Below are 18,027 nucleotides of genomic sequence, written 5' to 3' on the forward strand. Positions count from 1 at the left end.
CCAAAGGGGAGAGGGAACTGCACCGAGCCATCTTTTCCCCCTCGCCCCTTTGGGGAGAGGGCCGGGGTGAGGGGCAATATGTGATCCAGCTTAAATTTCCCGCACTCCCTCTTCCCTTCCCATTTACCTCTCCTTTTTCTGCGTCATAGTATGATCGTTAAATTAATGAACGCTGTTCTATAATGTAGAACAAAATGATTCAGCAAGGAGATCTCATGCCGCAGTCCGCGTTGTTCACGGGAATCATTCCCCCTGTCTCCACCATCTTTACCGCCGACGGCCAGCTAGATAAGTCAGGCACCGCCGCGCTGATCGACGATCTGATCAAGGCAGGCGTTGACGGCCTGTTCTTCCTGGGCAGCGGCGGCGAGTTCTCCCAGCTCAGCGCCGAAGAGCGTAAAACCATTGCGCGCTTTGCTATCGATCATGTCGATCGTCGCGTGCCGGTGCTGATCGGCACCGGTGGCACTAACGCCCGGGAAACCATCGAACTCAGCCAGCACGCGCAGCAGGCGGGCGCGGACGGCATCGTGGTGATTAACCCCTACTACTGGAAAGTGTCGGAAGCGAACCTGATCCGCTACTTCGAGCAGGTGGCCGACAGCGTCACGCTGCCGGTGATGCTTTATAACTTCCCGGCGCTGACCGGGCAGGATCTGACCCCGGCGCTGGTGAAAGTCCTTGCCGACTCGCGCAGCAATATTATCGGCATCAAAGACACCATCGATTCCGTCGCCCACCTGCGCAGCATGATCCATACCGTCAAAGGTGCCCATCCGCAATTCACCGTACTCTGCGGCTACGACGATCATCTGTTCAATACCCTGCTGCTCGGCGGCGACGGGGCGATCTCGGCGAGCGGCAACTTTGCCCCGCAGGTGTCGGTGAATCTTCTGAAAGCCTGGCGCGACGGGGACGTGGCGAAAGCGGCCGGGCATCATCAGACCCTGCTGCAAATTCCGCAGATGTATCAGCTGGATACGCCGTTTGTGAACGTGATTAAAGAGGCGATCGTGCTCTGCGGCCGCCCGATTTCTACGCACGTGCTGCCGCCCGCCTCGCCGCTGGACGAGCCGCGCAAGGCGCAGCTGAAAACCCTGCTGCAACAGCTCAAGCTTTGCTGAGCCGGACGATAACGATGACCATCGAGAAAATTTTCACCCCGCAGGATGACGCGTTTTATGCGGTGATCACCCACGCGGCGGGGCCGCAGGGCGCGCTGCCGCTGACCCCGCAGATGCTGATGGAATCCCCCAGCGGCAACCTGTTCGGCATGACGCAGAACGCCGGGATGGGCTGGGACGCTAACAAGCTCACTGGCAAAGAGGTGCTGATTATCGGCACCCAGGGCGGCATCCGCGCCGGAGACGGACGCCCGGTTGCGCTGGGCTACCACACCGGGCACTGGGAGATCGGCATGCAGATGCAGGCGGCGGCGAAGGAGATTACCCGCAATGGCGGGATCCCTTTTGCGGCCTTCGTCAGCGATCCGTGCGACGGACGCTCGCAGGGCACGCACGGCATGTTTGATTCCCTGCCGTACCGCAACGACGCGGCGATCGTCTTTCGCCGCCTGATCCGCTCCCTGCCGACGCGTCGGGCGGTGATCGGCGTGGCAACCTGCGACAAAGGGCTGCCCGCTACCATGATTGCGCTGGCCGCGATGCACGACCTGCCGACCATTCTGGTGCCGGGCGGGGCGACGCTGCCGCCGACCGTCGGGGAAGACGCGGGCAAGGTGCAGACCATTGGCGCGCGCTTTGCCAACCACGAACTCTCCCTGCAGGAGGCCGCCGAGCTGGGCTGTCGCGCCTGCGCGTCGCCGGGCGGCGGGTGTCAGTTCCTCGGCACGGCGGGCACCTCGCAGGTGGTCGCGGAAGCGCTGGGCCTGGCGCTGCCGCACTCCGCGCTGGCCCCGTCCGGGCAGGCGGTGTGGCTGGAGATCGCCCGCCAGTCGGCGCGCGCGGTGAGCGAGCTGGATAACCGCGGCATCACCACGCGCGATATCCTCACCGACAAAGCTATCGAAAACGCGATGGTGATCCACGCGGCGTTCGGCGGCTCCACCAATTTACTGCTGCATATTCCGGCCATCGCCCACGCGGCGGGCTGCACGATCCCGGACGTTGAGCACTGGACGCGCGTCAACCGCAGGGTGCCGCGTCTGGTGAGCGTGCTGCCCAACGGCCCGGACTATCACCCGACCGTGCGCGCGTTCCTCGCGGGCGGCGTGCCAGAGGTGATGCTCCACCTGCGCGACCTCGGCCTGCTGCATCTGGACGCCATGACCGTCACCGGCCAGACGGTGGGCGAGAACCTCGACTGGTGGCAGGCATCCGAGCGCCGGGCACGCTTCCGCCAGTGCCTGCGCGAGCAGGACGGCGTAGAGCCGGATGAGGTGATCCTGCCGCCGAAGAAGGCAAAAGCGAAAGGGCTGACCTCGACGGTCTGCTTCCCGACGGGCAACATCGCGCCGGAAGGGTCGGTGATCAAGGCCACGGCGATCGACCCGTCGGTGGTGGGCGAAGATGGCGTGTACCGCCACACCGGCCGGGTGCGGGTGTTTGTCTCGGAAGCGCAGGCGATTAAGGCCATCAAGCGGGAAGAGATTGCGCAGGGCGATATCATGGTGGTGATCGGCGGCGGGCCGTCCGGCACCGGCATGGAAGAGACCTACCAGCTTACCTCCGCGCTGAAGCATATTTCGTGGGGCAAGACGGTGTCGCTCATCACCGATGCGCGCTTCTCGGGCGTATCGACGGGGGCCTGCTTCGGCCACGTGTCGCCGGAGGCGCTGGCGGGCGGGCCGATTGGCAAGCTGCGCGATAACGACATCATCGAGATTGCCGTCGACCGCCTGACGTTAACAGGCAGCGTGAACTTCATCGGCACCGCGGACAACCCGCTGACGCCGGAGGAGGGCGCGCGCGAGCTGGCACGGCGGCAGACGCACCCGGACCTGCGCGCCCACGACTTTTTGCCGGACGACACCCGGCTGTGGGCGGCACTGCAGTCGGTGAGCGGCGGCACCTGGAAAGGCTGTATTTATGACACCGATAAAATCATTGAGGTAATTAACGCCGGTAAAAAAGCACTCGGCATTTAATTATTTTCAGAGATTAAACCGTCTGCGGAAAATATTCCGCGGACGGCTTTTCTGTTTCTGTTATTTAATAATATAAACAATAGGTTGAGATATATCGTCGGCGTCACAAAAGCAAAATAACGTAATTCGGAAATAAGATATGACCATTGCTGGTTAATTGAACAGCTCATTACACTCCATTAACACGATGTTGTAATTCAGCACACTACATAAGGGTGTAATTCTGATGACGCAATTAACCATGAAAGACAAAATTGGCTACGGGCTCGGTGACACCGCCTGCGGCTTCGTCTGGCAGGCCACGATGTTCCTGCTGGCCTACTTCTATACCGACGTCTTCGGCCTGTCGGCGGGGATTATGGGCACGCTGTTTTTGGTCTCCCGCGTGCTCGACGCCGTCACCGACCCGCTGATGGGGCTGCTGGTAGACCGCACCCGCACGCGGCACGGCCAGTTCCGCCCGTTCCTGCTGTGGGGGGCCATTCCGTTCGGCATCGTCTGCGTGCTGACCTTCTACACGCCGGACTTCTCCGCGCAGGGCAAAATCATCTACGCCTGCGTGACCTACATTCTCCTGACGCTGGTCTACACCTTCGTTAACGTGCCGTACTGCGCCATGCCGGGCGTCATCACCGCCGACCCGAAAGAGCGTCACGCCCTGCAGTCCTGGCGCTTCTTCCTGGCGGCGGCGGGCTCGCTCGCCATCAGCGGCATCGCGCTGCCGCTGGTGAGCATCATCGGTAAAGGGGACGAGCAGGTGGGCTACTTCGGCGCCATGTGCGTGCTCGGGCTGAGCGGCGTGGTGCTGCTCTACGTCTGCTTCTTCACTACCAAAGAGCGCTACACCTTTGAGGTGCAGCCGGGCTCGTCGGTGGCGAAAGACCTTAAGCTGCTGCTGGGCAACGGCCAGTGGCGCATCATGTGCGCGTTCAAGATGATGGCGACCTGTTCCAACGTGGTGCGCGGCGGGGCGACGCTCTACTTCGTGAAATACGTGATGGATCACCCGGAGATGGCGACCCAGTTCTTACTCTACGGCAGCCTCGCCACCATGTTCGGCTCGCTCTGCTCCTCCCGCCTGCTGGGCCGCTTCGACCGCGTCACCGCCTTCAAGTGGATCATCGTCGCCTACTCGCTGATCAGCCTGCTGATTTTCGTCACCCCGGCCGAGCACATCGCGCTCATTTTTGCCCTCAACATCCTGTTCCTGTTCGTCTTTAACACCACCACGCCGCTGCAGTGGCTGATGGCCTCTGACGTGGTGGATTACGAAGAGAGCCGCAGCGGGCGACGCCTCGACGGGCTGGTGTTCTCCACCTACCTGTTCAGCCTGAAGATTGGCCTGGCGATTGGCGGGGCGGTGGTGGGCTGGATCCTCGCGTACGTGAACTACTCCGCCAGCAGCAGCGTGCAGCCGGTCGAGGTGCTCACTACCATCAAAATTCTGTTCTGCGTGGTGCCGGTGGTGCTCTACGCGGGCATGTTCATCATGCTGTCGTTCTACAAGCTCACCGACGCCCGCGTGGAGGCCATCAGCCAGCAGCTGATCAAGCACCGCGCGGCGCAGGGCGAGGTCGTTCCCGACGCCGCGACAGCCGCATCCCATTAACCGGAGGCACTATGCAAATCACCAACCCGATACTCACCGGCTTCAACCCGGACCCGTCCCTGTGCCGCCAGGGCGAGGACTACTACATCGCCACCTCGACCTTCGAGTGGTTTCCCGGCGTGCGCATTTACCACTCCCGCGACCTGAAAAACTGGTCGCTGGTCAGCACCCCGCTGGACCGCGTGTCGATGCTGGACATGAAGGGCAACCCGGACTCCGGCGGCATCTGGGCACCGTGCCTGAGCTACGCCGACGGCAAATTCTGGCTGCTCTATACCGACGTAAAGATTGTCGACTCGCCGTGGAAAAACGGCCGCAACTATCTCGTCACCGCGCCCTCCATCGAAGGGCCGTGGAGCGAGCCGATCCCGATGGGCAACGGCGGGTTTGACCCGTCCCTGTTCCACGACGACGATGGCCGCAAATACTACCTCTACCGCCCGTGGGGGCCGCGCCGCCACAGCAACCCGCACAACACCATCGTGTTGCAGGCGTTTGACCCGCAGACCGGCACGCTCTCGCCCGAGCGTAAGACCCTGTTTACCGGCACGCCGCTCTGCTACACCGAAGGCGCGCACCTGTATCGCCACGCGGGATGGTACTACCTGATGGTCGCCGAGGGCGGCACCAGCTACGAGCACGCGGTTGTGGTGCTGCGTTCAAAAACCATCGACGGGCCGTACGAGCTGCATCCGGAGGTGACGATGATGACCAGCTGGCACCTGCCGGAGAACCCGCTGCAGAAGAGCGGCCACGGCTCGCTGCTGCAGACCCACACCGGAGAGTGGTACATGGCCTACCTCACCAGCCGCCCGCTGCGCCTGCCCGGCGTGCCGCTGCTGGCCTCCGGCGGACGCGGCTACTGCCCGCTGGGCCGCGAGACCGGCATCGCCCGCATTGAATGGCGCGACGACTGGCCGTACGTGGAAGGCGGCAAGCACGCGCAGCTGACTGTGAAAGGCCCGCAGATGGCCGAGCAGCCTGCAGCCGTTCAGGCCACCTGGCGGGACGATTTCGACGCCAGTTCGCTCGACCCGGAACTGCAGACCCTGCGCATTCCGTTCGACGACACCCTCGGCTCGCTCACCGCGCGCCCCGGCTATTTACGGCTCTACGGCAACGACTCGCTCAACTCGACCTTCACCCAATCGACCGTGGCGCGCCGCTGGCAGCACTTCGCCTTCCGCTCAGAAACGCGGATGCAGTTTTCGCCGGTCCACTTCCAGCAGAGCGCAGGGCTGACCTGCTACTACAACAGCAAAAACTGGAGCTACTGCTTTGTGGACTATGAGGAGGGACGGGGCAGAACGATTAAGGTGATCCAGCTCGACCACAACGTGCCGTCATGGCCGTTGCACGAGCAGCCCATTCCGGTGCCGGAGAGTGCGGAGAACGTCTGGCTGCGCGTGGACGTGGATACGCTGGTCTACCGCTACAGCTACTCGTTCGACGGCGAGACGTGGCACGCCGTGCCGGTAACGTATGAGGCGTGGAAGCTATCGGACGACTACATCGGCGGCCGCGGCTTCTTCACCGGCGCGTTTGTGGGTCTGCACTGCGAGGACATCAGCGGCGACGGCTGCCACGCGGACTTCGACTACTTCACCTACGAGCCGGCATAGCCCAGCGCGCGTGACAGCGCGAGCCCGGCCTGCTGAAGCTGCTCGCGGAAATTAGCCAGCTCGGCGTCGTCCACGCGGGAGGTCAGCGTCGACAGGCTCAGGGCGGCGATGACGCGGGACTCGTGGTTCCACACCGGCACCGCCACGCAGCGCACGCCCTGCTCGTTCTCTTCGCTGTCCAGGGCATAGCCCTGCTCGCGGGTCTGCGCCAGCGCGGTCATTAACGCTTCACGAGAGGCGAGGGTAGAAGGAGTATAGGTGGTGTACTGATAGCCCTCCAGCAGGGCGTTCAGCTCGGCCTCGCCCAGCCAGGCAATCAACACCTTGCCGATGGCGGTGGCGTGAACCGGCAGGCGGCGGCCGATGCGCGAATAGGCGATGGCGGCCAGCTTGCCTTCAATCTTCTCGATATAGACCCCTTCACGCCCATCCAGGATCCCCAGATGGGTGGTCTGTCCGGTCCGCTGTGACAGCTCCGTCAGCCAGCCTTTCGCCTTCTGACGAATATCGATGGAGCCCACGACAAAATGACCGCGCTCGACCAGCTTCATGCCGAGGCGATACTTGCCGTTTTCCGGGTTCTGATCGATATAGCCGTGAAGCTGCAGGGTTTTCAGCAGCGAGTGGAGGGTACTCTTGCTCAGCCCCATCAGTTTGCTGATGTCGGTGATCTTAAGCTCGGTGGCCTGCTCGTTAAACAGGTCGAGGATCTGCAACGCACGTTCAACAGACTGAATAATCGGCATAATGCTGGCATGTCCACGCTGAAATTAAGGCGAAAACGTACCTTTTTCGGGGTGAAAAATCAATGAAATGGCGCCGGTTTGCCCGGCGGCGCTTCGCTTGCACGGGCCTACGGGCTGGGTGTTCTCCCTCTCCCTGTGGGAGAGGGCCGGGGTGAGGGCACCAGACCGCAGAGGAGTCCATCACTCCCCAAGCGTCGCCACCATCACCGCCTTAATCGTATGCATCCGGTTTTCCGCCTGGTCAAACACGATGCTCGCCGCCGACTCAAACACCTCGTCCGTCACTTCCATCCCACCGTGCAGGTCGAACTCTTTCGCCATCTGCTTGCCGAGCGTGGTCTGGTCGTCATGGAACGCCGGCAGACAGTGCAGGAACTTCACGTCCGGGTTGCCGGTCAGCGCCATCATCTGCGCGTTCACCTGATACCCGCGCAGCAGCGCAATCCGCTCCGCCCACTTCTCTTTGGCTTCGCCCATCGACACCCACACGTCGGTATAGATAAAGTCCGCGCCCTTCACGCCTGCCGCCACGTCTTCCGTCAGGGTGATCTTCCCGCCGTGCTTCTCCGCCAGCGCGCTGCACTCCGCCACCAGGCTCTCTTCCGGCCAGCAGGCCTTCGGGGCCACCAGGCGCAGATCCAGCCCGGTCAGCGCCGCCGCTTCCAGCATCGAGTTGCCCATGTTGTTGCGCGCGTCGCCCGCGTAGACCAGCGTCATCTCGTTAAACGCCTTGCCCGGCAGGTGCTCCTGCATGGTCAGCAGGTCCGCCAGCAGCTGGGTCGGGTGGAACTCGTTGGTCAGCCCGTTCCACACCGGCACGCCCGCATACTGCGCCAGCGTTTCGACCACTTCCTGGCCGTGGCCGCGATACTGAATGCCGTCGTACATCCGCCCCAGAACCCGCGCGGTGTCCTTAATTGACTCTTTATGCCCAATCTGGCTGCCGCTCGGCCCTAAATAAGTGACGCGCGCGCCCTGGTCAAATGCGGCAACTTCGAAAGAGCAACGTGTACGGGTCGAGTCTTTTTCGAAGATGAGCGCGATGTTTTTACCGGTAAGCTTCTGTACTTCCTTGCCATTTTTTTTATCGGCTTTGAGCTGTGCGGCAAGGGTCAGCAGAGAGGTGAACTGTGCAGGAGTAAAGTCGAGCAGTTTCAGAAAGTGTTTCTTGTATAAATCGGACATTTTATCCTCGCATGGCGAACGCCACTTATTGAATTAAAATTCACTTTATATGTGTAATTATTCATTTGCAACCCCGTTTCACAATTCTTTCTTACAAAGGTGGAGGCAAACCCGTCCGTGTGTGAAAATAGAAGTATCTGCCGCACTTTAAAGAGGATTGAGCCATGGCAAACCCGGAACACCTGGAAGAGCAACGCGAAGAGACGCGTCTGATTATTGAAGAACTGCTGGAAGACGGTAGCGATCCGGACGCGCTGTACACCATCGAGCACCATTTCTCTGCGGATGATTTCGACGCGCTGGAAAAACTGGCCGTGGAAGCCTTCAAGCTGGGTTACGAAGTGACCGAGCCGGAAGAGCTGGAAGTGGAAGAGGGCGACACCGTCATCTGCTGCGACATCCTGAGCGAAGGCGCGCTGAAGGCGGAGCTGATCGACGCGCAGGTAGAACAGCTGATGAACCTGGCCGAGAAGTTTGAAGTGGAATACGACGGCTGGGGAACCTACTTCGAAGATCCGAACGGTGAAGACGGCGAAGAAGGCGACGACGAAGATTACGTCGACGAAGACGACGACGGCGTGCGTCACTAAGCGTTTCAGGCGGTGGCGAGCGCCACCGCTTTTTCAAGGCAGAACCATGGATTACCCGCAGATACTCGCCCCCGTACTCAACTTCCTCCAGTGCCCGACCCCACAAGCATGGATTGATAAAGCCCGTGACCCGGCGAACCTGCCGCTGCTGCTCACCGACCACATGGTGTGCGAGCTCAAGGCCGCCCAGACCGCGCTGCTGCTGGTGCGTAAATACGTCGCCGACGAAAGCGGTGCCGACGCGCTGCTCGACTGGCTCAAGCCCTACGAACAGTTCACCTTCCGCGACGGCCCGGAGCCGGACTTCATCGCCCTGCACAGGCAGATTGGCAAAAGCGTGATGCCCAAAACCGACGACCCGTGGGGCCAGGCGCTCATCGACAGCATGGTGCTGCTAATCAAAGAAGAACTGCACCACTTTTGGCAGGTGCGCGAGGCGATGCTGGCCCGCGACATTCCGTACGTCAAAATCACCGCCAGCCGCTACGCCAAAGGGATGCTGAAGGAAGTGCGCACACACGAACCGCTGACGCTGATAGACAAGCTCATCTGCGGCGCCTACATCGAAGCCCGCTCCTGCGAACGCTTCGCCGCGCTGGCCCCGTTCCTCGACGACGACCTGCAGAAGTTCTATCTCTCGCTGCTGCGCTCGGAAGCGCGCCATTATCAGGACTACCTGACGCTGGCCCAGCAGGTGAGCGACGACGATATCTCACCGCGCATACAGCTTTTTGGCGAAATTGAAGCCACACTTATCTCGACACCGGACCACGAGTTTCGCTTCCACAGCGGCGTGCCGGTGTAAACCGGCACAACTCAAGGATAAGGATGCGAGATGAATAAAACGTGGACCCGTACCGTGATGGTTGTTGTGGTGGCCGCCGCAGTGGCGTTCTGGGTGTTCTTCGACAGGCAGCGCGCTCCGGAACGGCAGATGGATTCTGCCCTTAACGCGATGCCCGCCTGGCAGGTGATCAAGGAGCAGGAGCCCGCGCTGCATCAGCGCATCCTCGACCAGATGGCCGCCCTGCAAAAAGCGGGCGAGCCGGAGCAGCAGATTATCGACACCATCCAGCCGCAGATCCTGCATCTGCAGATGACGCGCCTGCAGAACGCCCCGGACGCCAACGTGGTGAACTACATGACCATCAATATGGAGCAGACCGCCGCCATCCAGAAGGTGAGCGACGACGCCTGCTTCCGCTTCCTCTACCCGACGGTGAAGGGCGGCGTGAATCCGATGCGCATGCTGGATAAAGACTTGATGGCGCGGCGCATGCAGGCCGACGCCGACATGATGCGCGCGGCCTACGGCAAAAACCGCCACATCGTGACCCAGGCCGAGCGTGAGGCGGCTGTCGAGGATGTGCGGCCGATTATGAAGGCGCTTGCCGATAAGTACGGCGAGGACATCCAGCTGCTGCAGATGCCGGAGAAGGCGGCGGGCAAAGAGAAGCTCTCCTGCGATATGGTGCAGGAGATGTGGGCGAAGGTGCTGGCGCTGCCGAAGCAGAAGGCGGCGGGGGTGATTCGTCTGGCGGTGTCTGAGCTGGAGTGAAAGGGCGCTGGTTTTTTGGGCACTTAGCGCGGGTTTAGCGCGTCGTCGCTTGCATGGCGGCGCGCGACGGGTATAATCCACAACGTTTCCGCATCCCCTTCAGTGCCGAAGTGGCGAAATCGGTAGACGCAGTTGATTCAAAATCAACCGTAGAAATACGTGCCGGTTCGAGTCCGGCCTTCGGCACCAAGTCACTAAATTCCTTTAAAAACAATGAGTTAGTGTGAAAAGCCTGCCTCATTTGCATATAAGAAATGTCAGTTCCCTATCAAGTACAAAAGCCACTGTGATTGTTAATGGCTTTGGTATGTTAGCACGCAGTGGCAAGTAGTTACCAGGCTCAACCTTGTATCGCTTTTCCTTTGAAGCCGGAAGACGTGCCGCCGTCTCAAAACTCCATACCAAAACAGATTGATCACACGCATTTAAGCCCGATGTGCGGCCTTATGAGCCACGTAAACAGGTTTATGGTGATAACGTACCTACAAACGATATGTAGGCTCTATCAGCGTTTCAACCACGCTCCCGCAAGGGTACACGGTTATCCTGATAAGGTGAGATCCCTCTGACAGTCTGATGAAGTCGCTACGCTCCGCTTGTTGCTGTATCACCAACGGGGCTTTATGGCTTCTATTGTCCAAAATCTGTTAGTTGCGCGTTTTATGCTCCCTGGATACCCTGATATAAATCATACAAGGAGGACAGTTTATGAGCGCACAGGCAGAGGAAGGAACATTACGCCGGATGACGTTAGGCGAGATTGCAATGGCTCGTAGGGTGTTCGGTGATTCGATAGTGTATAGCCGTGTCTGGATTCATTGCGACAGCTATTTACCGTTCGGACTACAGAAACAAAACTACGCGATGACCCCCAACGGGGAGTTGTGGTACAGAAAACAGATGTACAGGGAAGACTTTTCCGCAAACTCGGTTTTCGTTGAAGATAAATATGTTTTCATCCATGAGCTGGGGCATGTCTGGCAACACCAACACGGGCAATGGGTGAGAATGCGGGGAGCTTTTAGCTGGGCTGCTGAATATACATACAGGCTGGATAAAGAAAAGCTCACTGATTACTCTCTTGAACAGCAAGCCTCTATTTTAGCTGATTACTGGTTACTGCTGGTTTATGGGATCAGTAAGTGGTCTTACTATCAGAGAGCTGGGCGCATGGGGATGTACAGGGGCGTAGATATGTTGCAGGATGTCCCCTCGCTTTATCAGAAAATCGTGACAGGGAAGGGGCGTTAAACATGAAGAACAAAATGTTGCTGGGTGTTGTATTCCTTTTAACGGGATGTCCTGGGCCTGGTGATCGAATGGTAGATCGAGAATCGACAACAGCATTAATCAAAGATAATCAAGTTTGTGTGGTGTCACCACTGGAGCCACAGGAACGGATCACTGCTATCCAAATCAATGGCGATAGTAGCGAGTCTCTTCACAAGATTTTTGATGACAAGCCTGTTTATGTACCGAAGGGGGAGTGTCTTCCTGTATTCGGATTTAAGTTTACGCCTGGAGAGCGGTATAACTTCGCGTATGACGTCCAATCTGGTAAATCATATTCGCATTTAGTCACTGCTGAACTTTCTTATCCTAAGGAATAAGGGGGGCAAACTGCCCCCTTATGTTATTTCTTCAAGTCACCAGTACATTGATACTCCATTGTGACCATTGTTTCCATACATCCGCTTGAGGATGGTTGAGAACAAACTGAAGTATAACCGCCGAACGGCTCTGCACCAGAATAGCCCCATGCAGCGCAACGCTGTGCTGCTGCTTGAGCGCCTTGCTGGACGTTCACTTTAGGGGATTCGAACATCCCGAAAGAGTAGCTCATTTTTACAGTCCCATCGGCCTTGCTACCGCCAGTAGGAACCAGTTGTTTCTGTACAGCACACCCAGAGAGAAGCAGAGTTGTAGCTACCAACACCAATAAACCTTTACGCATAGAAATCATCCCGATTGATTGTTTTATTTTGAAGCGTCTGCAATGGTAAAACATAACTTTAAGAAGTTTAAGTGGATTCTGATTGTGATGTGATGGCGGAAGTGTATGCGTCTTTGTGGAAGTCTTCCCCTCACTGGTACGCTCATTAAATCGGCAGTAACATATTCTTCAAATCGATACATACGTAGGAGAGGTTATGGCAGGTGTATTAGCAAGCACGGCGGCAGCTATAGGGATTCTTGATAAAGCGGTAAGCATTACTCAGAAGCTGGCAAATAACAGTGATGAACTGGACAAGGCTACGCTCAAACTTGAGTTAGCTAATCTAATGGTCGAACTTGCTAACGCCAAGATTGAAGCGATAACAACACAAACGCTACTTTTCGACGCTGAACAGAAAAATAAACAGCTTGAAGAGCAGTTAAAGGATAAGCACGCTTTTACGTTTGACAGTGGACTTTACTGGAAAGAAGGAGATAAGACACCCTTCTGCCCTGCATGTAAAGAAAAAGATGCAAAATTCATACACTTGCATTACTTTGCTGGAGGCGGTAGTTACAGTGCTGGTTGGTACTGTAAGGTATGCCGCAACGAATTTGAAGCATAGGGGATTTGGAATGGTTGATCACAAGACAGTAAATATTAGGTATAACTTCAAGGGTAAGCCTGCTGAATCAGCGTATCAGTTTGATGGGGTTGATTTGATCAACAGTGTCTTAGGTCACCTTGTTAACTTACATGTTGAACCGACTCATATTCCTGCTCAAGAACGTATGGAAAATGGCGGTACAAGGAATATACAGAAGGATATTAATCTCATTGAACATGGGGTTGATGATGTATTTTACTTTGATGAAGAAAGTCAGGAATGGCTCGAAATCCCTTCAAAATGGTTAGTGAACGCATGAAGGCAGGGGGCAACCCCTGTCTGTTATTTCTCCGAATCATCAGTGTCGAATGTCTTAGCATACGGGCATCTTTGAGCACTCGTAACGTAGGTGAACAAGTAGATGCTGTTCTGATACGTGCATAGCGTTTTTCCGTTCTCCGTCTGTTCCTCCTGTGGGTTGACCATAGTTATCTGTCCGGCGTAAGTCTGTAAGCTCATAAGCGCCAGCGTTAGCACAAGATATTTCATGCGTATCTCCTTATAAGTCCATCTCATTGATCACACGGCTAACGGCTTGCTTGTCTAAGTCCAGATAGCGCCTGGTGTCAGTGATGTTGCTGTGATTAAGCACGGTCATAGCTAAAGCGATGTTGTTTGCTGAACGCTTGTAGATGGCATTCCCGCCAGCTTTGCGGAAGCTGTGAGCCGATACAGTGCCATGAATCCCGATAGCTTTCGCGGCTTCTGCGATTTGCTTGCTCACCTCTTCGCGTCGTACAGGTGCTTGCTTGTTCATCGAGCGGTTACGCTGGCTTCTGAACACATGCACATCATGCGGATACTCAGCACGGCGACGAGCTATCATCTGTACAACTGGAGCCGGAAGGGTGAGGGCTTTACGCTTCCCTGTCTTCTGTTCTTCTATGTCTATCTCTCCGTTGATCACTTCGTCGAAGCGCAAAGCTACGGCATCCCCCACACGCAATACGGCAGCTTGCATCATTAATGTAACGTCAGCTATCAGGCTTTTGTTATGAGCGTTTAGCCACTCCCTGATCGCTTTGGCTTGCTGTTCATCTAATACCACGGCTCTGTTCAATTTACCCTCCTTCAAGGTCACACATCTGAACTTATGAAATAAACAATATGATCAATTTCAGTAAGTTGCAATGTAAATGATCAAAAATCAAACAGTATTGTGTGTGGTAAATGGCGCGATTGCGTCCAGTGCTTAACGCGAAGATCAGGCACACCCAGATCGAAATCTGCATGATTTTGAAATATCTGAATAAAATCATAATGTTGGCATTTATAAACATGTGTTTGAACATTGCCAAATCCTCAACTTAGCACGAAGAACAACGGCAACAGCGGAACATCACACTACCAATGCTTGTGTGTGGTTATTGTCTATCTCATTGATTTAAATGTGATAAATGTAAGGTTGTTAGGCAAGGGCGGCGCTAACCTGCCTTTATGCACTGATTATGCGGAGTTTATGCACTTGAAACTGATTGCACAATGAAATGATTAGAGTGATAACTAATTAATGGGTTTAGGCATGGAAAATCAGCGGAGTGATCCTTCAAGAATACTCGTTCAACACATTGCACCTATCATGAAAGTGCTCATTGTCCACAATGAACGCTGTAAGCCTTGCGTGGTGCGGTTTCCGCATAAGGGATGAAAGATACTTTGAAAGTGAGAAAGGCGCTCATAGAGCATTACAGGCGGGTTATTTAGCTATCATTATTGATAGATTAAGGCGTGGTTTTAATAGGCTTATTTGCATATTACCAAATGGGAGATTCAGCTTAATCAATAAGTGTCAAAATGGCAGTCTATGGAAAGATTCGCTTTGCTGGCGTGTATCGCCTGGCGAGGTTCACCAACCGGATCGGCATCACTGATACCCCTATCAAAACCGATACCCCTATCAACTCTGACAGGAGTACCCCTATCAACTTTGATACCTCTACCCCTATCAAGTCTGATACCCGATAATAATAAGTTAATAATAATAACCTAATAAAAATGATCTTTATGTTTTGCGCTTGTCGCAAGGATTATTTGCTGGCGGCTCTTCGCCGTCACTCAAGGGGAAATCTCACCTACGCTACCCTGGTGGGGCTTACGGTTCGACCCACGTTCCGCTCAGGAACCAGCGCCAGCGTTACCTCTTGTATTGTGCAATGGCTTTGCCACCGTTTCACGGTTGCACAAGCGATATTACGCCACGGCGTAAATCTCCTTTGCGCTGTGCGCGGTATGTAACCATGTACCCAACCATCTGACGATGATTGACCACATGCTAACTCTACCTACTTCCTATTACCCTTCCTACATCCTTTCGTCTGTAGTTGTGTTAATCCTCGAAGGTAGAACAATATGGCTAAAGCTCACTTACCCTCGTAACTCGTGCAAGTTCACTAAGCCTCAATCCAAGACCACTAACTACTATCCTGATAACTAACGTTACCCCTCAGTAGTTGTGCTATTGGTTTCGGGAGTAAGTGCCAGAGGGCGGCAGCAATGCAAACAGAGCGCCTCAGATACGCTGTAAGCGATTTTAAGAGGGAAGGGAGGGGAAAGAGGGGCTACCGATGTAACAAAAGCTCTCAGAACGCGATATAGGATGTTTAAGCGGTGTCTCTGATATTAATCATGAGCGTTGACTTCAAACGATAGTGTGTGATATTGTATATGATGGGCGGGAATATTAAAAATATATTGACAAATGCCGCCTTTTAGTGTAATATGAGTTATATAGGGTAAAGAAAACATTCCCACCTACAATCCAAATCACAATGCACTTCGAAACCTTCAGGTTTGCGAGGTGTTTTATTTTATATTTGAAAAGGACATTAATGAAATACTTCGATATTGATACTACTGTGCTATCCCTCATTAAAGGGGAAGTGACACGCCACCAGATTAAATCACTACGTAACTCCAATCGTAAGCAGGGCTATTCAGAACGCGCCGAGTTTTTCACGGAAGTGCTACGCCGCTTCGATTTAATCAGAAACGCGACAAAAGAAACCAACGAATAAAGAATAAGGAGAAAATCACATGAGCGACATTATAAACGCGAAGAAACAACCACGCACTTGCCTACACATTCCTGATGAAACTTTCCAAGCCTTATTTAAAGAGGCAAGAAGCAGGAGAATGACTGTTACAGACTATATCCTTGACGTTCTGAATAAAGAGGCAACCAATCTTAACAAGGGCAAGTGATCCCATTATCACCATAGTAGCGCCGTGAGCGCGATTACATAGAAGGATATTTAATGACAAAACAGATTACGCCATTTTTGATGGTAGATTATGAACTACTTGAAATCATAACCGTAGAAGTTAACGGCGAAACAAAAGAAGTAAAACTCCACCACAAGATTGTATATTCCTACCTCAAGAGCCTATCCGGTACGTTCAAACAGGTGACACCTTCTTTAACTGGTATAGGTAAGCGATTGGGACTCGGTACAGATCAAACTGTGCGCCGTCATATTAAAGACCTTGTTTCTTTTGGATGGCTACATGTGAAAGAGCGTCCAGGGTGTACAAGTATCTTCACCGTTCTACCGTATGCACCAGAAACGAAGCCAGAAGCCTTAGAAGAAGTGCCACTGCCGACAATGACCAAAGTTATAGAGGAAGCTATTATCATGCCTGAGAGCGTCCCTGAAAGCGTTACAGCGGATAAAGCGTCGCCTCGCATCCGTACTTCTGACGCAGTGAAACACCTGTTTGAAAATCTGCAACAACGACGAGAGGACGAGAGTTTTTATTCTTGGTCATCAAGAGTGCTTCAACGAATCGGAATAGATCATTCAATGGGAATAGAACAACTATTTCAGGAAACTCACGCGTATGAATACCACCAGATTGAACAATCAACGATACCATTTTAACCAGGAGACACATTGAACAAGCTATACCTACTGAACGAATCTACACATCATCAAATCGAATGTAACACCATTTGCCAACGTCTTTATCAACACCTTGCATCTCTAATACGTGAACACGGAAAGATCCGTTCCACGGTGAAACATATTGCTGATGGTGTAGGAATAAGTGAGAGCGGGGCGCGGTATTGGTTATTAATAATGAAAGATGCAGCGGTTATTACAATGGAACGCCACGGCAAGTATTACGACATTACCGTAAACGAAGCGGTGAGCTTCATTACGACAACCAACTAAGAAACAATACGGGAAACTTTTATGATCATCGCTATCTATTGGCTGTTTGCATTTTACGCAGTATGGACATTAACGAGAAAACACGGAAGTTTCCCTCTACGAGGATAAATGAGTACAAGACAAAGAAACAACTTAGTGCGTATTGAGAAAGCAGCACAAGCCAGCAAACGTAAATACAGCCGTCAGTTGAAAGAACATGCAACTGAATCCATCCCTGGGGAGTGGATCACCGAAATAATAGAATACCCTGCAACGGTGCCAACCGGATCAGAGTTTGAACTATTGCAGGATGTTTTAGCATCTTCGGATAACGTCTTCTATAAACCACGCCGCCGCCGTGAATACCGTGTTGATTCATCGAACCTTAAGAAGTGGCAGTTATACGCAGAAAACTATATTGACTGGCGGGAATATATCCGCACTAACGGGTTATCCCACCACACACAAGACTTTGACATTCTCTTTGACGATAAGGAAATCACACATGACTAATACATACAGCACCATTGAAACTATGATTCTGAATTTTGAAGATGATTGGCATTTGCCAACATTGTCTTTAGTGAATCAGGCGCATGTATCAGGAACGCCCTCCGCGCTCCTGGAAGCGGTGCAACACACTGAACAGGCAATCACCGCCCTTGAACATCTGCAAACGTCTGTAGCTCGTTTGGTGCAGCGTGACGGCAGTACGATCACACCAGAAGAAGCCTGGCGTGTAGCTAATGACCTTGAAGAGCTGGCTTGCAGCCTCCAGTGGATCACCGCTGAACTGGGAGAGCTTAGCCTCGACATTGCCAAGGTTTATGGCATGATTCAGCGTGAATAAATATTCA

At 54.4% G+C, this 18,027-nt stretch carries 23 protein-coding genes and 1 tRNA gene; 18 read left to right on the forward strand and 6 right to left on the reverse strand.

The features are described 5' to 3' along the window. Positions 1-215: 215 nt before the first annotated feature. The 4 genes from yagE to GVO84_RS02660 all read left to right on the forward strand — a co-directional run bounded on the left by yagE (position 216) and on the right by GVO84_RS02660 (position 6,337). Positions 216-1,124: a 2-keto-3-deoxygluconate aldolase gene (gene yagE, locus GVO84_RS02645; protein ID WP_159515418.1), complete on the forward strand. Its 909-nt coding sequence runs from the start codon at positions 216-218 to the stop codon at positions 1,122-1,124. Positions 1,125-1,138: 14 nt separating this feature from the next. Then, a complete protein-coding gene (gene yagF / locus GVO84_RS02650; protein ID WP_159515419.1) occupies positions 1,139-3,106 on the forward strand; it encodes a xylonate dehydratase YagF in 1,968 nt (655 codons plus the stop codon). Positions 3,107-3,332: 226 nt separating this feature from the next. Then, on the forward strand, positions 3,333-4,715 hold the full coding sequence (locus tag GVO84_RS02655) for an MFS transporter (protein WP_159515420.1): 1,383 nt from the start codon (positions 3,333-3,335) through the stop codon (positions 4,713-4,715). Between the two features lie 11 nt (positions 4,716-4,726). Continuing rightward, positions 4,727-6,337, forward strand: coding sequence for a glycoside hydrolase family 43 protein (locus GVO84_RS02660; protein ID WP_159515421.1), 1,611 nt, complete (start codon positions 4,727-4,729; stop codon positions 6,335-6,337). Here GVO84_RS02660 and xynR read toward each other — a convergent pair. The 3 genes from xynR to argL all read right to left on the reverse strand — a co-directional run bounded on the left by xynR (position 6,322) and on the right by argL (position 8,333). Then, positions 6,322-7,083 carry a DNA-binding transcriptional repressor XynR gene (gene xynR, locus GVO84_RS02665; protein ID WP_159515422.1) on the reverse strand — a complete coding sequence of 254 codons (762 nt, stop codon included), beginning with the start codon at positions 7,081-7,083 and terminating at the stop codon, positions 6,322-6,324. The genes GVO84_RS02660 and xynR overlap by 16 nt on opposite strands. Before the next feature lie 180 nt (positions 7,084-7,263). Beyond that, positions 7,264-8,268 (reverse strand): ornithine carbamoyltransferase, encoded by a 1,005-nt coding sequence (gene argF, locus GVO84_RS02670; RefSeq protein ID WP_010427327.1) that lies wholly within the window; start codon positions 8,266-8,268, stop codon positions 7,264-7,266. Then, positions 8,238-8,333 carry a putative translational regulatory protein ArgL gene (gene argL, locus GVO84_RS02675; protein WP_213328991.1) on the reverse strand — a complete coding sequence of 32 codons (96 nt, stop codon included), beginning with the start codon at positions 8,331-8,333 and terminating at the stop codon, positions 8,238-8,240. The genes argF and argL overlap by 31 nt, the downstream gene beginning before the upstream one ends. Positions 8,334-8,432: 99 nt before the next feature. On the opposite strand from argL, the gene rraB reads away from it, so the two are divergent. From rraB to GVO84_RS02705, 6 genes are all read left to right on the forward strand, one after another. After that, positions 8,433-8,858, forward strand: a complete 426-nt coding sequence (gene rraB / locus GVO84_RS02680; RefSeq protein WP_029739283.1) for a ribonuclease E inhibitor RraB — start codon at positions 8,433-8,435, stop codon at positions 8,856-8,858. Between the two features lie 46 nt (positions 8,859-8,904). Beyond that, positions 8,905-9,663, forward strand: coding sequence for a tRNA isopentenyl-2-thiomethyl-A-37 hydroxylase MiaE (gene miaE / locus GVO84_RS02685; protein WP_022646893.1), 759 nt, complete (start codon positions 8,905-8,907; stop codon positions 9,661-9,663). A 30-nt stretch (positions 9,664-9,693) separates the two neighbouring features. Continuing rightward, complete coding sequence (locus tag GVO84_RS02690) at positions 9,694-10,416, forward strand: topoisomerase II (protein ID WP_159515423.1); 723 nt, start codon at positions 9,694-9,696, stop codon at positions 10,414-10,416. A gap of 104 nt (positions 10,417-10,520) precedes the next feature. Beyond that, positions 10,521-10,605: transfer RNA gene (locus tag GVO84_RS02695), tRNA-Leu, on the forward strand. A gap of 519 nt (positions 10,606-11,124) precedes the next feature. Then, on the forward strand, positions 11,125-11,667 hold the full coding sequence (locus tag GVO84_RS02700) for a type IV secretion protein Rhs (protein WP_047646522.1): 543 nt from the start codon (positions 11,125-11,127) through the stop codon (positions 11,665-11,667). 2 nt (positions 11,668-11,669) lie between these two features. Then, positions 11,670-12,026: a putative T6SS immunity periplasmic lipoprotein gene (locus GVO84_RS02705; RefSeq protein ID WP_047646523.1), complete on the forward strand. Its 357-nt coding sequence runs from the start codon at positions 11,670-11,672 to the stop codon at positions 12,024-12,026. A gap of 23 nt (positions 12,027-12,049) precedes the next feature. Here the strand turns inward: GVO84_RS02705 and yecR are convergent, their stop codons facing one another. Beyond that, positions 12,050-12,370 (reverse strand): YecR family lipoprotein, encoded by a 321-nt coding sequence (yecR, locus tag GVO84_RS02710; protein WP_072034176.1) that lies wholly within the window; start codon positions 12,368-12,370, stop codon positions 12,050-12,052. A 196-nt stretch (positions 12,371-12,566) separates the two neighbouring features. On the opposite strand from yecR, the gene GVO84_RS02715 reads away from it, so the two are divergent. Together GVO84_RS02715 and GVO84_RS02720 are read left to right on the forward strand one after the other, a co-directional pair. Continuing rightward, on the forward strand, positions 12,567-12,977 hold the full coding sequence (locus GVO84_RS02715) for a hypothetical protein (RefSeq protein ID WP_047646524.1): 411 nt from the start codon (positions 12,567-12,569) through the stop codon (positions 12,975-12,977). A gap of 10 nt (positions 12,978-12,987) precedes the next feature. Continuing rightward, a complete protein-coding gene (locus tag GVO84_RS02720) occupies positions 12,988-13,278 on the forward strand; it encodes a hypothetical protein (protein WP_159515424.1) in 291 nt (96 codons plus the stop codon). A gap of 23 nt (positions 13,279-13,301) precedes the next feature. On the opposite strand, the gene GVO84_RS02725 is transcribed toward GVO84_RS02720, so the two are convergent. Beyond that, entirely contained in the window at positions 13,302-13,508 is a 207-nt protein-coding gene (locus tag GVO84_RS02725; protein ID WP_236545915.1) for a hypothetical protein, read from the reverse strand. A 10-nt stretch (positions 13,509-13,518) separates the two neighbouring features. Further along, positions 13,519-14,079 (reverse strand): tyrosine-type recombinase/integrase, encoded by a 561-nt coding sequence (locus tag GVO84_RS02730; RefSeq protein ID WP_032937054.1) that lies wholly within the window; start codon positions 14,077-14,079, stop codon positions 13,519-13,521. 1,768 nt (positions 14,080-15,847) lie between these two features. On the opposite strand from GVO84_RS02730, the gene GVO84_RS02735 reads away from it, so the two are divergent. The 6 genes from GVO84_RS02735 to GVO84_RS02760 all read left to right on the forward strand — a co-directional run bounded on the left by GVO84_RS02735 (position 15,848) and on the right by GVO84_RS02760 (position 18,020). After that, positions 15,848-16,033 (forward strand): hypothetical protein, encoded by a 186-nt coding sequence (locus tag GVO84_RS02735; protein WP_025203984.1) that lies wholly within the window; start codon positions 15,848-15,850, stop codon positions 16,031-16,033. A 19-nt stretch (positions 16,034-16,052) separates the two neighbouring features. Further along, positions 16,053-16,220, forward strand: a complete 168-nt coding sequence (locus GVO84_RS02740; protein WP_167853599.1) for a hypothetical protein — start codon at positions 16,053-16,055, stop codon at positions 16,218-16,220. A gap of 53 nt (positions 16,221-16,273) precedes the next feature. Further along, positions 16,274-16,897 carry a helix-turn-helix domain-containing protein gene (locus GVO84_RS02745; RefSeq protein ID WP_159515425.1) on the forward strand — a complete coding sequence of 208 codons (624 nt, stop codon included), beginning with the start codon at positions 16,274-16,276 and terminating at the stop codon, positions 16,895-16,897. 12 nt (positions 16,898-16,909) lie between these two features. Next, the gene (locus tag GVO84_RS02750; protein ID WP_159515426.1) at positions 16,910-17,191 is read left to right on the forward strand and encodes a hypothetical protein; all 282 of its coding nucleotides are present in this window, start codon (positions 16,910-16,912) and stop codon (positions 17,189-17,191) included. Positions 17,192-17,299: 108 nt separating this feature from the next. Further along, positions 17,300-17,683 carry a hypothetical protein gene (locus GVO84_RS02755; protein ID WP_159515427.1) on the forward strand — a complete coding sequence of 128 codons (384 nt, stop codon included), beginning with the start codon at positions 17,300-17,302 and terminating at the stop codon, positions 17,681-17,683. Continuing rightward, positions 17,676-18,020, forward strand: coding sequence for a hypothetical protein (locus tag GVO84_RS02760; RefSeq protein ID WP_159515428.1), 345 nt, complete (start codon positions 17,676-17,678; stop codon positions 18,018-18,020). Before GVO84_RS02755 ends, GVO84_RS02760 begins: the two co-directional genes overlap by 8 nt. Positions 18,021-18,027 lie beyond the last annotated feature (7 nt).

Origin of the sequence: Enterobacter sp. SM3 (genome assembly GCF_009811935.2) — a bacterium.
Taxonomy (GTDB): Bacteria; Pseudomonadota; Gammaproteobacteria; order Enterobacterales; family Enterobacteriaceae; genus Enterobacter; species Enterobacter asburiae_D.

Bases quoted from the DNA above. Each gene is read 5' to 3' on its own strand.
- GVO84_RS02735 (WP_025203984.1), top strand. From the start codon at position 15,848: ATGAAATACTTCGATATTGATACTACTGTGCTATCCCTCATTAAAGGG.
- yagE (WP_159515418.1), top strand. From the start codon at position 216: ATGCCGCAGTCCGCGTTGTTCACGGGAATCATTCCCCCTGTCTCCACC.
- GVO84_RS02715 (WP_047646524.1), top strand. From the start codon at position 12,567: ATGGCAGGTGTATTAGCAAGCACGGCGGCAGCTATAGGGATTCTTGAT.
- argF (WP_010427327.1), bottom strand. From the start codon at position 8,268: ATGTCCGATTTATACAAGAAACACTTTCTGAAACTGCTCGACTTTACT.
- GVO84_RS02720 (WP_159515424.1), top strand. From the start codon at position 12,988: ATGGTTGATCACAAGACAGTAAATATTAGGTATAACTTCAAGGGTAAG.
- argL (WP_213328991.1), bottom strand. From the start codon at position 8,333: ATGAATAATTACACATATAAAGTGAATTTTAATTCAATAAGTGGCGTT.
- GVO84_RS02725 (WP_236545915.1), bottom strand. From the start codon at position 13,508: ATGAAATATCTTGTGCTAACGCTGGCGCTTATGAGCTTACAGACTTAC.
- GVO84_RS02745 (WP_159515425.1), top strand. From the start codon at position 16,274: ATGACAAAACAGATTACGCCATTTTTGATGGTAGATTATGAACTACTT.
- xynR (WP_159515422.1), bottom strand. From the start codon at position 7,083: ATGCCGATTATTCAGTCTGTTGAACGTGCGTTGCAGATCCTCGACCTG.
- rraB (WP_029739283.1), top strand. From the start codon at position 8,433: ATGGCAAACCCGGAACACCTGGAAGAGCAACGCGAAGAGACGCGTCTG.
- GVO84_RS02700 (WP_047646522.1), top strand. From the start codon at position 11,125: ATGAGCGCACAGGCAGAGGAAGGAACATTACGCCGGATGACGTTAGGC.
- GVO84_RS02690 (WP_159515423.1), top strand. From the start codon at position 9,694: ATGAATAAAACGTGGACCCGTACCGTGATGGTTGTTGTGGTGGCCGCC.
- GVO84_RS02755 (WP_159515427.1), top strand. From the start codon at position 17,300: ATGAGTACAAGACAAAGAAACAACTTAGTGCGTATTGAGAAAGCAGCA.
- GVO84_RS02655 (WP_159515420.1), top strand. From the start codon at position 3,333: ATGACGCAATTAACCATGAAAGACAAAATTGGCTACGGGCTCGGTGAC.
- miaE (WP_022646893.1), top strand. From the start codon at position 8,905: ATGGATTACCCGCAGATACTCGCCCCCGTACTCAACTTCCTCCAGTGC.
- yagF (WP_159515419.1), top strand. From the start codon at position 1,139: ATGACCATCGAGAAAATTTTCACCCCGCAGGATGACGCGTTTTATGCG.
- GVO84_RS02705 (WP_047646523.1), top strand. From the start codon at position 11,670: ATGAAGAACAAAATGTTGCTGGGTGTTGTATTCCTTTTAACGGGATGT.
- yecR (WP_072034176.1), bottom strand. From the start codon at position 12,370: ATGCGTAAAGGTTTATTGGTGTTGGTAGCTACAACTCTGCTTCTCTCT.
- GVO84_RS02660 (WP_159515421.1), top strand. From the start codon at position 4,727: ATGCAAATCACCAACCCGATACTCACCGGCTTCAACCCGGACCCGTCC.
- GVO84_RS02760 (WP_159515428.1), top strand. From the start codon at position 17,676: ATGACTAATACATACAGCACCATTGAAACTATGATTCTGAATTTTGAA.
- GVO84_RS02740 (WP_167853599.1), top strand. From the start codon at position 16,053: ATGAGCGACATTATAAACGCGAAGAAACAACCACGCACTTGCCTACAC.